At 65.3% G+C, this 13716-nt stretch carries 13 protein-coding genes and 1 pseudogene; 9 read left to right on the plus strand and 5 right to left on the minus strand.

The features are described from left to right. Positions 1-121: 121 nt before the first annotated feature. Positions 122-394: a GlsB/YeaQ/YmgE family stress response membrane protein gene (locus A5767_RS17870; protein WP_019289453.1), complete on the minus strand. Its 273-nt coding sequence runs from the start codon at positions 392-394 to the stop codon at positions 122-124. Positions 395-587: 193 nt separating this feature from the next. Between A5767_RS17870 and A5767_RS17875 the strand changes: the two genes are divergently transcribed. The 3 genes from A5767_RS17875 (at position 588) to A5767_RS23420 (ending at position 2848) form a co-directional block, all read left to right on the plus strand. After that, on the plus strand, positions 588-1289 hold the full coding sequence (locus A5767_RS17875; RefSeq protein ID WP_033098183.1) for an SIMPL domain-containing protein: 702 nt from the start codon (positions 588-590) through the stop codon (positions 1287-1289). Between the two features lie 208 nt (positions 1290-1497). Continuing rightward, positions 1498-2268: a helix-turn-helix domain-containing protein gene (locus tag A5767_RS17880; protein WP_082937738.1), complete on the plus strand. Its 771-nt coding sequence runs from the start codon at positions 1498-1500 to the stop codon at positions 2266-2268. Positions 2269-2392: 124 nt separating this feature from the next. Next, positions 2393-2848 carry a hypothetical protein gene (locus tag A5767_RS23420; protein WP_197483276.1) on the plus strand — a complete coding sequence of 152 codons (456 nt, stop codon included), beginning with the start codon at positions 2393-2395 and terminating at the stop codon, positions 2846-2848. Positions 2849-2914: 66 nt separating this feature from the next. On the opposite strand, the pseudogene A5767_RS17890 reads toward A5767_RS23420, so the two are convergent. Then, positions 2915-3679 (minus strand): annotated as a pseudogene (locus A5767_RS17890) (NRAMP family divalent metal transporter); the annotation flags it as partial. A 463-nt stretch (positions 3680-4142) separates the two neighbouring features. On the opposite strand from A5767_RS17890, the gene A5767_RS17900 reads away from it, so the two are divergent. Both A5767_RS17900 and A5767_RS17905 read left to right on the plus strand, forming a co-directional pair. After that, complete coding sequence (locus A5767_RS17900; protein ID WP_064852838.1) at positions 4143-5627, plus strand: adenylate/guanylate cyclase domain-containing protein; 1485 nt, start codon at positions 4143-4145, stop codon at positions 5625-5627. Between the two features lie 24 nt (positions 5628-5651). Beyond that, positions 5652-6935, plus strand: coding sequence for a competence/damage-inducible protein A (locus A5767_RS17905; RefSeq protein WP_064852839.1), 1284 nt, complete (start codon positions 5652-5654; stop codon positions 6933-6935). Positions 6936-6962: 27 nt separating this feature from the next. Here the strand turns inward: A5767_RS17905 and A5767_RS17910 are convergent, their stop codons facing one another. Continuing rightward, positions 6963-7610 carry a pyridoxamine 5'-phosphate oxidase family protein gene (locus A5767_RS17910; RefSeq protein WP_231780628.1) on the minus strand — a complete coding sequence of 216 codons (648 nt, stop codon included), beginning with the start codon at positions 7608-7610 and terminating at the stop codon, positions 6963-6965. A 130-nt stretch (positions 7611-7740) separates the two neighbouring features. On the opposite strand from A5767_RS17910, the gene A5767_RS17915 reads away from it, so the two are divergent. The 3 genes from A5767_RS17915 (at position 7741) to A5767_RS17925 (ending at position 10218) form a co-directional block, all read left to right on the plus strand. Then, the gene (locus tag A5767_RS17915; RefSeq protein ID WP_064852840.1) at positions 7741-8424 is read left to right on the plus strand and encodes a TetR/AcrR family transcriptional regulator; all 684 of its coding nucleotides are present in this window, start codon (positions 7741-7743) and stop codon (positions 8422-8424) included. Beyond that, entirely contained in the window at positions 8421-9320 is a 900-nt protein-coding gene (locus A5767_RS17920; protein WP_064255629.1) for an alpha/beta fold hydrolase, read from the plus strand. Before A5767_RS17915 ends, A5767_RS17920 begins: the two co-directional genes overlap by 4 nt. A 139-nt stretch (positions 9321-9459) precedes the next feature. Beyond that, positions 9460-10218: a cutinase family protein gene (locus A5767_RS17925; RefSeq protein WP_019289445.1), complete on the plus strand. Its 759-nt coding sequence runs from the start codon at positions 9460-9462 to the stop codon at positions 10216-10218. A gap of 248 nt (positions 10219-10466) precedes the next feature. On the opposite strand, the gene A5767_RS17930 is transcribed toward A5767_RS17925, so the two are convergent. Continuing rightward, positions 10467-11948: a glyceraldehyde-3-phosphate dehydrogenase gene (locus tag A5767_RS17930; RefSeq protein WP_071934991.1), complete on the minus strand. Its 1482-nt coding sequence runs from the start codon at positions 11946-11948 to the stop codon at positions 10467-10469. A 588-nt stretch (positions 11949-12536) separates the two neighbouring features. Continuing rightward, a complete protein-coding gene (locus A5767_RS17935; RefSeq protein WP_064852842.1) occupies positions 12537-13013 on the minus strand; it encodes a 5' nucleotidase, NT5C type in 477 nt (158 codons plus the stop codon). 205 nt (positions 13014-13218) lie between these two features. On the opposite strand from A5767_RS17935, the gene A5767_RS17940 reads away from it, so the two are divergent. Beyond that, positions 13219-13500 (plus strand): hypothetical protein, encoded by a 282-nt coding sequence (locus tag A5767_RS17940; RefSeq protein WP_064852843.1) that lies wholly within the window; start codon positions 13219-13221, stop codon positions 13498-13500. Positions 13501-13716: the final 216 nt, after the last annotated feature.

Below are 13716 nucleotides of genomic sequence, written 5' to 3' on the forward strand. Positions count from 1 at the left end.
GTCTTATAAAACCACGCCCGCTCCCTGTGGGTTCCGCTACCTTTGTTATTTAGGCCCCCCCCCCCAAACACCCGCGGGAGCGGTCGGGGGTTGTATCGGGGACCTCGTTGATGCAGAGCGGTCAGCGGCGCACGCCTCGGCCGGTGACGGCCTTGACGAGGAACAGCAGGATGACCGCGCCGAGGAGGCAGGTCAGGAAGCTGAAGATCAGTCCGCCGCCTTCGACATCCACCCCGAAGACCTTCAGCAGGAAACCACCGATCAAGCCGCCGATGACGCCGACGACGATGTTGAGAAGAATGCCCTGCTGGGCGTCGGTGCCCATGATCTTGCTGCCGATCCAACCGGCGAGACCACCGATGATGATCCAACCGAGGATTCCGAGTCCGAGCATGTGCAGTCCTTTCGTGAACACTGGCTAGTTCGACCCAACTCAGATACCCAGTCGTCCCACCAGTCACACCTCTCACTTCTGACAAGTTCAGAGTGGCACGAATGCGACGCCCGGAAGGTCGGATTCGACGGCTCCGACCGTGGCACGTGCCGTCTGCCCGACGGGGACGGCTCGCGCTGGCACACTCGTGCGCATGACCCAGCCTCCCGTCACGATCACCGTCACCGGCCACGCCGAGCGCACCGTCGCACCCAACCGGTGCACGGCGGTGTTGCGGGTGCACGCCGACGGCTCGTCGCGCAAGCAGGCCGCCGAACCGGTGACCGCGGCCGTCGCCACCATCACCGATCTCGTCACCGAACTGCACAAGCGCACCCCGAACCCGGTGAAGCGGTGGACCTTCGATCGGGTACGCCACAGCCGGCGGCGCCCGTTCAACCGCGAAGGCAAGAACCGGCCGTGGGTGTACAACTCGTCGGCGTCGATCACCGTCACCTTCCACGAGTTCGACGCTGTGGGTGCGTTCGTCGAGCAGGTCGCCGAACTCGAGGTGGTCACCGTCGCCGATCTCCAGTGGTGGATCACCCGCAAGGCGCGAAAGAAGCGACTCGCACAGGTCCGCGACCTCGCCGTCCGCGACGCCCTCGACAAGGCGAAGGCGTACACGACGTCCTTGGGTCTCGACACCGTTCGTGCGGTGGCCATCGCCGATCCGGGCATGCTCGGCTCCCAGCCCTCACCCGTCCACGCGGGCGGCGCTCCGATGATGCGCACCGCGATGCTGCGCTCGGATGCGATGAGCGCACCCGAGTCCGCCGAACCCGCGCTGGTCTTCGAACCCGACCGCGTCACCCTCACCGCCGACGTCGAGGCGCGGTTCGAAGCGTCCCCCTAGCGCCGATGAAACTTCGGTGTTCCGGACCCCGCTCAGCGAGGTCGAGAACACCGAAACTCGAGCACCCTCCGCTCGATTCCTTGCGCGCCTTGTACAGACGGTGGCACGATGCCAGCACGCCGCCGATCCGCGCGGCCACAATCGAATAAGGCCCGCCAGGAGTTGCAGCTCCCGACGGGCCGGATGTCCGACTGTAAGGGAGTCGAACGTGGGTCAGAATACCCTGGCCGGCGGGGTGCGTCGTGGACCGCGCCTTGCCGCCAACTTCACCGTCCTCAGCAATGCCGTCATCACCGACGAGCGGCTGTCCTTCCGCGCGCGGGGTGTGCTCGTCTGGTTGCTGTCCAAGCCCGACGACTGGCGCACCCGCGCCGACTCGATCGCGGCGCAGTCGCCCAAAGAAGGTCGCGACGCCATCCGCTCGGCATTGCGCGAGCTCGCAGACCTCGGCTACCTGGTACGCGAGAAGATCCAGAACGAGCTCGGCCAATGGATCACCATCCAGACCATCTACGAACGTCCCGCCACCGACCCGGCGCCTGAGAATCCGACCCGCGGCAGCGCGGACATCGGAGACCCAGGCGCTCTTTCAAGTACCGATACACCAAGGACGGAAACCAACCGCACACCGCGCGTCGCGAAGACACCGCTCGGTCCCACGGTGGTCGAGCTTGCGGCAGCATGCAGGCAGGCCGGACTCACCGCGACCTTCGTCTACCTCAAACCCGATGCGGCAGCGGCGATCGAAGCACTCGTCGCCACACACGGCGTGCCGGCTCTGGTTGCGGCAGCGAAATCCGTGCACAGACCGGGCAATCCGATGCGACTGGCGCACGGATGGTTGCCGTTGTGGCGGTCGCTGTCGACGCCCCGTGTCCTCCACCCGAAGTGCGGCGACTGCGACGAGTACGGGTGGCTTCCCGATGACGAGCAGGGGCGTGCCGTGCGGTGCGGATGTCGCGCGCCTGTTGCGGCCTGAGATCCGATGCAAAGGCGCTCGGCCGAATTCCGTTGACCGATCGGATGGATCGGTTGTCTCATGAGGGGGAGGTGACGTTCTGCGGTAGACAGTCTCGCCGAGCTATCGACGGCGAGGGATGGTGATGGTGTCGGGAACCCGTATCGAAGTGCCCGTCGACGACGGCGTGCTGTCGGGACTCGGTTTCGGTGGCCGTGGGCCGGAAGTGCTTTTGGTCCACGGCAGCGGACACAACGCCGTCACTCGTGATCGCCTGGTGTTCATTCGTGCTCAGCAGAATGGCGTAAATTCCATTGCCCCAGCACTTGTCGAGGAGTACTACTGGGCGCTGGCGAATTTCGAGATCCTCGAGGAGAAACACGGCGATGGCCACCACGATCGAACGGCCGGACGGCACGAGCATTCATGGTCCGGGCAAGCTGTCTGCGGAGCGCTTGCAGCACGAGCTGGCGTTGCGTCGACGTGCGCAGCGGATACCGGCAAGGCGACGTCACGACGGAAGAGGCGGGCGTCGGCAGCAGCGACGTGCCGCCGCCGGAGCGTGGTAACTCTGCCCAGCATCGTCGAGGCCGCGGCGTGATCGGTCAGCGGCGCGCCGGCGAGGCGAGAGGAGAATCCCGACGACCTCCGGCGACGGCACTCCCCCACTGGCCGATACAACCGGACGAGCAGGGGGCATCAGCACGATCGCCGACGGTGCGGCGATGGCCACCGAGAGGATGCCGCCGAGGGGAAATCCGACCAGAACGTTGAGCCGGGACTTCGCGAGATCCCGCACCGTCCACTTCTCTTCCACCGCTCCGGAGGAGAAGAAGAACACCTCGTACGGAGTCCTCGCCGCACCGAACAACGCGATCGCGTAATACCGATATGCCGCCAGGTTTTCGCTGTCCGCCAGGGATGGAGTGAACATCTGGTTCGCGAGCTGCCTCCCAATCCGGGCCGATAAGGAACACCGCCACTGCGAACATGACCAGGCACAGTCCGACCACCCCGGTGACGTTCTCCATCACCGAGAACTTCACCCGCCAGATCACCAGCCACACCGCCAGGGCGGCTACCGGAATCCACATCTTCGGGTTCACACTGCTCGCCAACTGCAACGCCAGCGCGATACCACCGATCTCGGCGGTCCACGTCGACAGGTTGATCAGAAGCGACGCGCTCAGATTCGCCACTGCGATGCGCGGCCCGAGAAGTTCGCGAATGATCTCGAAAGTGGCTCGGCCGCTGACCGCAGCGACGCGGCCGGACATCTGCGGAAGACACAGATTCCCAGCACGCCTACCGGCACCACCCAGGACAACCCGAAACGCGCGCCCACCACGGCATTGGTGACCAGATCACCGATGTCGAGAAATCCCCCGATCGCGGTGAGGATTCTGAGAGCGACGGCGAAGAGACTTTTCATCTAACCGTGTTCGCCGCCTGCAGGACCTCGGCGCGCAGGGTTCCCTGGCCGGGGGTGTCCACCTCTCGATCCGCGGTTGCCGAGACGGCCTGGTCGACCTCTTCGAGCATGTCCGACAGGGCGGTGTCCGTGGCGGCGGTGGTGTTGTGACCGTCGGCGAAACCTGCAGGCTCAGCTGAGCCGAGACCGCCGCCGAACCGATCTGCTGCGCTGCCCGACCGAAATTGCCTTCCACCCCGCCGCGCATCGAAGCGCACCCTGATGCGAAGACACCCAGGAGCAGCGCTGCAGCGACCACAGAAAGCAGCACACCCCTGCTCCGGCGTCCACCCGTCTCATGCGAGACGCGCCGTGAAGACCACGCTTTCCTCAGCAACCTCACGATAGAGGCCGGTTTCCGTCGCCGGTCGGTTTCGACAGCCGACACTCGCCGCGCTGTCGACCGGCGCCTATCGTTGTTCCCATGGATCCGCCCGTGACGCGGTACATCCAGCGCGACGGCGCCGCACTGGCGTATCAGATCGTGGGTGAGGGGCCACATCCGATCGCGTGGTTCTTCGAAGACATGATGCATCCGGATCTGATGTGGACCGATCCGCACTTCCACTACAACTTCGAACGTTGTGCCCGCTTCGCGCGTTCGCTGTTCTTCCAGCGACGCGGATTCGGACTGTCCGATCCCGTCGAGCACGTCCCCACGCTCGAGGAGCAGGCCGACGACGTCGTCGCGGTGCTCGACGACGCCGAGGTCGATCGCGCCACGCTCGTCGGCGCAGCCAGCACCTGCGGGCCCCTTGCCCTGGTAGCGGCTCGGCACCCCGACCGCGTTTCCGGGCTGGTCCTCGCCGAACCCTGGTCCGATACCCTGCTGTCCGACGGTGATCCGCCACCGGGATGGACTGCTGACGAGCGAGACCGGTTCGTCGAGTCGTATCGGGATGCGTACGCATGCTGGGGTCAAGGGAAGCTCACGTCCCTGGCGCACCCGACCCTCGATGTCCCACACAATCGACGGATCATGGCGCTGCTCGAACGCTGCTCCGCCACACCGAGAACTGCCCAGAAACATCTCGAGTGGGCTCTCCGCGCGAACTACTCCTTGATTCTGCCGGCAATCCAATGCCCGACGAAGGTGTTGCATCAGCCGGACACTCTGTTCGCTCGAGAGGCCGGCCGCAGGATGGCCGCGCAGATTCCGAACGGCCGCTTCTACGAGCTGCCACCGATCGCCCTCGGCGCAACCCTGGGTGAAGTGCTGATTCCTGTTCTCGACCACGTGGAGGAACTCGTCAGCGGCACGGACCATCCGGTCGAGGCCGATCGGTTCCTGGGCGCGGTTCTGTTCACCGATGTCGTCCGCTCCACCGACCTGCTCGCTGAGGTCGGTGACAACCGGTTCGCGAGGTTGCTGGGCGCGCACGACCGACTCGTGCGTGCGGAGGTCGAGGCCGGCGGAGGCACGCTGGTGGGCATCGCGGGCGATGGGACCCTCAGTGTCTTCGACGGTCCAGTGGCCGCACTGCAGTGCGCGCACCGGATTATCCGATCGACATCGACTCTCGGATTTTCTGTGCGCTCCGGCGTGCATGTCGGGTCGGTGACCCGCGCCGGTCCCGGGTTGACCGGAATGACGGTCCATATCGGAGCGCGGATCGCTGCCTCCTCCGGGCCTGGCGAGGTGCGATGCTCACAGGCGGTGCGCGAGCTTGCGGTCGGCGGAGATTTCGATTTCACCGACCTGGGCAGGCATCGGCTCAAAGGTGTGCCCGGTCAGGTCCAGGTGTTCAGGGCGACGGTCGGGGCCCGTCCTGCACAGCCTGCGCTGCCACCACGCCCGACCGTCTCGGACCGGGCAGTATTGACCATGGCGCGCCGGGCTCCCGGCATGCTTCGTGAGCTCGCCCGCCTCGCAGACCGTCGCAACAAGGCAGTGAGGCGTCCACGATGATCGTCGCCGACTAGGCTCGGCTCCGTGAGCGTGCGTGCAGGAATCATCGTGACCGGGACCGAAGTGCTAACGGGGAGGATCTCCGACCTGAACGGACCGTGGTTGTCCGACCAACTCCTGAAACTCGGCGTCGACGTCGCCCACATCACGATCTGCGGTGACCGGCCCGCCGACCTGACCGCACAGCTGCGTTTCCTCACCGAGCAGGGCGTCGATCTCATCGTCACCAGCGGGGGTCTCGGTCCCACCGCCGACGACCTCACCGTCCCCACCGTCGCCGAGTACTGCGATCGCGAACTGCTGCTCGACCCCGAACTCGAAGAACACATCGCAGGTGTCATCCGCCGGTTCCGCCCGGACACCCCCGATCTCGACACCGGGCCGACGCGTATCGGGATCCGGAAGCAGGCGCACGTGCCCGCCGGTGCCACCGCCCTGCCGCCCACCGGTACAGCGCCGGGCGTGGTCATCCCCGCGGTCACCGGCGAACGGCCGGTACCGACCATCGTCATCCTGCCCGGCCCGCCCGGTGAGCTGCAGGCGATGTGGCCGAGCGCGGTCGCCTCCCCCGCGGTCGCCGACGTGTTGGCGCGAGCCGACGACCTGCAGCAGCACACCGTGCGCGCCTACGGATTGCACGAGGCACAACTCGCCGAGACGCTGCGCCGGGCCGAATCAGAGATCGCCGGCCTCGAACGCCTCGAGATCACCACCTGTCTCCGACACGGCGAACTCGACATGGTGACGCGAGTCGCCTCCGGTGACGCGGATATCTACCATCGCCTTCTCGACGTCCTCACCGAACACCATGGACGCGAGATCTTCTCGACCGACGGTTCCACCATCGACGACCAGCTGATCGCCGTCCTCGACGGCCGCACGATCGCGACTGCGGAGTCGTGCACCGGCGGACTCGTCGCCGCGCGGCTCACCGACCGTCCCGGGTCGTCGGCCTATGTCATGGGTGGCGTCGTCTCGTACTCCAACGACGCGAAGTCCGATCTGACCGACGTACCGGCCGAGATGATCGCGGAACACGGGGCGGTGAGCGAGCAGGTCGCCGCAGCCATGGCCGAGGGTGCCCGACGGCGCCTGAAGGTCGACGTCGCGGTCTCCACCACCGGGGTCGCCGGCCCCGACGGGGGAACCGAGGCCAAGCCGGTGGGCACGGTGTGCTTCGGCGTCGCGATCGAGGGACGGCCGACGTACACGGTCACCCGCCGCTTCCCCGGAGACCGCGAACGGGTCCGGACTCTCACCACCACGGCGGCACTGCATCTGGTTGTCGGACAGCTCGGCCGGGATTGAGCCTGCACGCGCGCCCCTCGGCGGCCGTCAGTTCTCCCCCACCGCCTTCAGCTGTGCCCGAAGAGAATCCACTTCGGCTCGGAGGTCGTTGATCTCGTCGATGTAGGGACGGATCCGGGCGCGGACCGCTTCGTCGGTGTACTGCGGGATCAAGCTCCGTGAGCAGTTCCAGTCGAAGGCCTCGACATCGATGACGATGCTTCGCTCACATCGCGCCGAGATTCTCCGACCGTCACCGAGATCGCGCAGCCGGTCGAGAAGCTGCGGGTCGTCGTCCGCATCGACCACCCGCGCGGTACCGAAGACCTTCAACCGCCTCTTCAGCGGAAAGTCGGCGAGGAACAGCGCGACCCTCCCGTTGTCCGCGATGTTCCCGACCGAGACGAACTGCTGGTTGCCTCGGTGATCCGCAAACCCGATCGTCTGCCCACCGAGGTGGTGCAGGAACCCGACGGGTCCGCTGCGGTACTGGACATAGGGCCATCCGCTCGGGGTCACCGTCGCCATGTGGAACTGGAAGCTCTCGCGTACGAGAGCGAGTTCCCGGTCACCCAACGGCTGAGGTCCTCGGTCGGGTTCGTCGAGGTCGGCACCATAGGCAACGATGCTGCCCGCAGCTTCCTGACGAGCGACCGCCTCCGGGCCGAACGCCAGATGGTGATACCTCGATCCCATACCGATCTCCTCGCCGATGTCCGTTATGCCGACAGCGAGACAGTGCATCACAATCGACCGCGACCGGAAAGACGCGGGTGTCGACCCTGCAGTTCGCCGAACAGCGGCCGTCTGGTTTACGATACGGAACGTGTCGTATCTGAATGAGCCGCCTGCGCAACGCGGACGTCCACGCGACGCCGAACTCGAGCGTCGGATCACCACCACCGTTCTCGAACTACTGGCCGAACAAGGCTACGAGGGCGTGACGTTCGAAGCGGTCGCTCGACGTTGCCAGGCGTCGAAGGCAACGCTGTATCGACGTTGGCCGTCCAAGCGCGACATGGTGCTCGCAGCAGTGAAGGACGCCCCTGCGCATCCCTCGGCGGTTCCACTCCGGCGCGGCGACACACTCCGCGACGATCTGCTGATGCTTGCGCAACGCCTCAGCCTCACCATGTCCGCAACCGACAGCAACGCCGCCTTCATGCTGCTCCACGCGGGACTCGAAGACCCGGAGTTGTGCGACGCCATCGAGGAGACCGTCGGCCCCACAGGCGCACGCCTCCCCCAGGCGGTCCTCGACGATGCCGTTGCGCGAGGCGAACTCCCATCGGGCGCTCAACCATTCGCATACGAAGAGGTCGTGGGCACAGTCCTGCTCCTGCGACGAGCGAACGGTCTCACCGTCGACGACACCTACCTCGAAGCCCTCGTCGACACCGTCATCATTCCCGCGCTCACCGCGTCCGCCGGCCGAACGGACCTGCCCGCCGGGATCTTCTCCGGCCACCCCGAAACCTCCACCACGACTACGACTACGGAGACCCCATGACCCGCTGCACCATCGAGGACTTCACCTACCGCACGATCACCGGGGACGGCGGCGTGAAGCTCAACGTCGCCATCGGCGGGCAAGGTCCGGCCGTCGTCCTGCTGCACGGTTTCCCGCAGACCCACTACATGTGGCGCCACGTCGCCCACACACTCGCTGACGACCACACCGTGATCGTCCCCGACCTGCGCGGCTACGGCGCCAGCGACCAACCCCCGGCCGACAATCCCGAGTCGTATTCCAAGCGCACCATGGCGAACGACATCGTCGCGGTCGCCCGCGAGATCGGTTTCGACCACTTCGGGCTCGTCGGTCACGACCGCGGTGCGCTCGTCGCCGTCCGTGCGGGACTCGACCACCCCGACGCCGTCGACTACCTCGGCATCCTCGACGTCCTTCCCACGATGGACACCTGGGCCGTACTTCAGGGCGTGAACGCCAAGGTTGCCTGGCACCTCTACCTCATGGCCCAGCCCGCAGGGATGCCCGAGAAGATGATCGCCGCTGTCGCCCCGGAATTCTTCGGCTCGTTCCTCGATGCGTGGGACCCCACCGGAACCACCTTCACGCCCGAGGAGCGCGATCACTACGTCACCAGCTCGATCAACTCTGTCGACTCGATCGTGGCCGACTACCGCGCCACCGCCGGCATCGATCTCGACATGGACCTCGCCGACCGCGAACGCGGGGCTCGGCTCACCATGCCCGTCGCGGTCATCTCCCAGGACTGGGGCTCGCAACTGGGCTTCGACGCCTCGGCCCTCTGGCAGGCGTGGGCACCCGATCTCACCTACCAGGGCACCACCAGCGGCCACTTCATGGCCGAAGAGAACCCCGACGAGATCGCCGGCTTCATCACCGAGCTGGCCGCCCGCATCCCGGCCGACCAGCCCTGACGGACATGCCACCGGAGTCACCGGTCGGGGGTGACCACGATCACCGAAAAGCACGCATCCTTAACATGACGAACAAACGGGACATCGATATCATCGACCTCAGTTATTGTCTGGCGGGGGCACACGAGGAGAATCGCGCATGTCCCGGATCGATCGCAGACGCACACGCACCGTCGGCCTGCTCGCCGCAGGTCTGCTCACCGCAGGTCTGAGCGTCGCGGGTCCGGTCGGTTCCGCGTCCGCTGACCCGGTCCGCAATTGCCCTGAACGGTACGTCCTCGCCGTCGACGGAACCCGCGGCTTCGAAACCCGCGACTCGATCGACCCGGCATCCCCCTTGGCGAAGATCTCCGCTCGGTTCGAGTCTCCCGGCACCGTGGTCGAACACATCCGCTACCCCGCAGTGGTTGTGCCGTTGCCCGGGACCGGCTCGCACGACGATTTCGACGGCATCGACGACGACGGCACCATCGCCTACGACAGGTCGAAGCAGATCGGGCATCAGCGACTCCGCCAGACCATCACCGTCCGACACAGCACCTGCCCCGACTCGGACCTGTTGGTGCTCGGCTACTCGCAGGGCGCCTCGATCGCGGGCGATGTTCTCGCCGAGATCGCAGCCGACGGGTCCGTTCCCCCCGAACGGATCTCGGGCGTCCTCTATTCCGACCCCCGCGACGACCGCGGCGTCGAGACCCTGTTCCCGGGTCCCGTCGCTCCCGGTGTGACGCTCGGCGGCGGCCGGAACGACTTCGGTGAGATCCACGTCGAACGAGTCTGCATCGAAGGCGACGCGATCTGCGACGGTCGCACACCCGAGGACGGCAAGGACTGGCTCCGCGAGAACGTGACGGGGTACTTCCAGCTGCACACGAAGTACCCCGACTACCAGCCCTGACCGAGTCGGGCCGGAGAGTTCGCCGACCGCGCGGTGTGCATCAGTTCCAGAGTGACGAACTCGGGGGAGGTTGTGTGCGTGTTCTTCGCCGGAACCGCACACAACCTCCCCCGAGTTTCGACGGCCGCTACTCCTCCTCGACGCCACCAATGGCCCAACGCAAAAGGGAACCCATCCTCAGGTAAGGATGGGTTCCCTCGTCGGCGGGTCCCTAGCGGACTGTCGTTACTGCAGTCTGCGCAGGACTGTTATGCCTGTGCAGCGGCAGGTTCCTCGACGTGCTCCACGGGGCCGGCTTCCGTGACGGGATAGACGGGGTATTCCACACCCGACAGGTACTGGACCGTTCGCACGACCTGGCACGAGTAACCGAACTCGTTGTCGTACCAGACGTAGAGGATGGCGGTGTCGCCATCCACGATCGCTGCATTGGCGTCGATGATGCACGCCGCGCGCGAGCCGATGAAGTCGCTCGACACTGCGTCGGTGGCCGAGGTGTAGTCGAGGTTGCGGCGCAGCGCACCGGTAAGCGACTCCTGGTGCAGGTGCTCGAGCACCTCTTCCTTGGTGGTCTCACGAGTCAGCTGAAGGTGAAGGATCGCGACGGACACATCCGGCGTAGGAACGCGGATCGAGTTGCCGGTGATCTTCGCCTTCAGATCGGGAAGCGCCTTCGCGACCGCCGAAGCGGCGCCGGTCTCGGTGAGCACCAGGTTGAACGGCGCGGAACGTCCGCGACGGTCGGCCTTGTGGTAGTTGTCCAGCAGGTTCTGGTCGTTTGTGAACGAGTGCACCGTCTCGACGTGACCACGCACCACACCGAATTTGTCGTCCATGGTCTTCAGCGGCGGAACGATGGCATTGGTGGTGCAGGACGCGCACGACACGATCGTCTCGTCCGGGTCGAGGTCGCGGTGGTTGACACCGTGCACGATGTTCGGGAGATCACCCTTACCCGGTGCGGTGAGCACCACCTTGGCGATACCGGGGCGGAGATGCTTCGACAGACCGTCGCGGTCGCGCCAGATTCCGGTGTTGTCGATCAGGATGGCCTTGTCGATGCCGTACTCGGTGTAGTCGACGCTTTCCGGATCGTTGCTGTAGATGAACTTGATGACATTGCCGTTGGCGACCAAGGCGTTGTTCTCGGTGTCGACCTTGATCGTGCCGTTGAACTGTCCGTGGACGGAGTCGCGACGCAGCAGAGAGGCACGCTTGGTCAGGTCGTCGTCACCTCCCTTACGGACCACCACAGCACGCAGGTTCAGCCCATTGCCCGAGCCTGCCTTCTCGATGAGCAGACGGGCGACGAGCCGGCCGATTCGCCCGAACCCGTACAGGACCACGTCCTGCGGTTTCGCGGGGCTCGTCTGCGCGCCGCCGACCAGATCCGCGAGGCTCTCAGCGACGAAATCCGGGATGGATCGTCCGGCACCCTGGGCCTGATAATCCGTCACCAGCAGGCCGAGGTCGATCTTCGACGGCTGCAGGTCGAGGTCGGTCAACGCCTGGAGGAACGGGAAGGTTGCCTCGACCGACAGCTCGTCGCCGCGGATCTGACGCGCGAAACGGTGCGTCCGCAGAATACCGATCACCGACTTGTTCACGAGGGAGCGGCTGTGAAGCAAGATCGTGACCGAATGCCGGCGGTGCAGACCGCCGATGATCGGGATCATTGCTTCCGCAATAGCCTCTTGCGAGTTCCACTGTGCCAATTCCGGGGTGCTCACTGCGCTCCTCTGCCTTTCCGGCTCGTCTGACACGTCGCAGGCTGTTGGGTGCAGCCCAGACGAGACGCACGTCACTCGCCGGTCGGTGTCCGGATCGGTGGAACCGTACGCGACCGACGCCGATTACGGCGTGCGTACCGCCAAGCATATGAAAGAGCTCTCACGGTTCGACGCCCGGTAGGCGAATCGTGCCCGCGCGTGCGTGAAGCTGATCGTCTCTCCCCCGATAGGAAGACTTCGTCGGCACCCTGAGCTGTAGAAGAACCGGCGAGCTGCGTGTGTCGCCGGTCACAACACCTGTGGGGGTATGCGGGAAAACAGTTGCGACCTACTCGGATGGGAGCACTGAAACTCCGGCCTTTTCAAAACCTTCGAACCGCCAACAGATCTACTTGTCATTTCACACAACCGGGGCAGAGCCCAGGACTTATTCCGAGCTGCGAAAATCCGCTGCTCGCGCATGCCGATGCCAAGACCCTGCTGCACATGGCAAACCCGTGAGAAATGACGACGCCGAGGAAGACTTGCTTAGTGGGCGTTGCAGGTTTTTTGATCGTTTCGACCCAGTCCGCAGCCTACGGGATGGCGCTAGTTCCTGACTGCAGCCAGAAGATGGGCGGTTACCGCATCCCAGTCGGGAAACTCGGCGCTGCCGAATTTGACCAGTTCACCCGTGAAGTCCTTCGCGCCATTGTGGTCGCGGTCGTCGACCAAGAAGTCTCCGTGATTGAGGTTCTTGTGGTGCGACAGGATCAATCGCTTGTAGGCGACGGAGGTGGGCTCGATGCCGAAATGCTTCTGCACCCACAGCAGCTTGTCCGACCACGCTGACGGGTTCTTCCACGGAGCAGTCGAGAGTATGTACGCATCGAAGTGTTCGGCCAGCAGTGTGAATGCTTCGATCGCACCGTCGACGGGATCCATCAGCGCGAAGATCCCGGGTGCCTCGTCATAGCGGTCCTGGTATTCCTGGAAATCGGCAGCGCCGAGCCGATCGATTCCGGACTTGAAGTGAACCAGCGTGTTGTCGAGGTCGACGTAGAGGATCTTTCGACGATCAGTCACGTCGTGACAATACCTGCGGCATCGTGAGGCGGTGCGCTTACGCCCTGCGTTTCAGCGTGAGTTGAGCCCATTGGTTCACAGGGGCCCGTCCGTCATAGGCCGGCATATCGACGCGGAGGCAGTCCGCCGAGTGGGACGGTTCGGTGTACTGGCTAGTCGGGTCGACCCCTGTCTCCGGGGCCGCCTGCGACCTACTGTCGAGGCCATGAGCGACAACACCCTGCCTCCCATGGCCACCTCCGATGGCGTCAACATCCCACACCGGTGGAGTGAAGACCTCATAGGAGATCCCGTCGCACTCTGGACCCTGGTCGACCTCATGAGCCACGGGCCGGGGTACCCGGCGACCGTCGACGGACTACGCACCCACCCGGACACCAGCCGGGAGGAGTACATCGAGGCGCTCCAGACCCTCGAACATCGTGGATACGTAGTCAACGGGCAGCTGCGCGACTTCACCCCCGAGGACTTCGGCGAAACACCGTGACCAGGGGCGATCACGTATTTCTCCGGATGAGAACCGCTCCGAGGATGTGCGTTTCCCAGCGCCGGCAGTGAGGCTACCCAGACCGGAGGACGTGCCATCGCCCCAGTTCAGGACCGGTGTTAGACCCGTCCGGGCATCTCGGTACTCCCGACAACCGACCGGACCTTCGTAGCCTTCGGACGGGGTCCTGTCGGCAGGGCACCCGCCGTTCGGAAC

The sequence above is a fragment of the Rhodococcus sp. 852002-51564_SCH6189132-a genome (genome assembly GCF_001665495.1).
Classification (GTDB): Bacteria; Actinomycetota; Actinomycetes; order Mycobacteriales; family Mycobacteriaceae; genus Rhodococcus; species Rhodococcus pyridinivorans.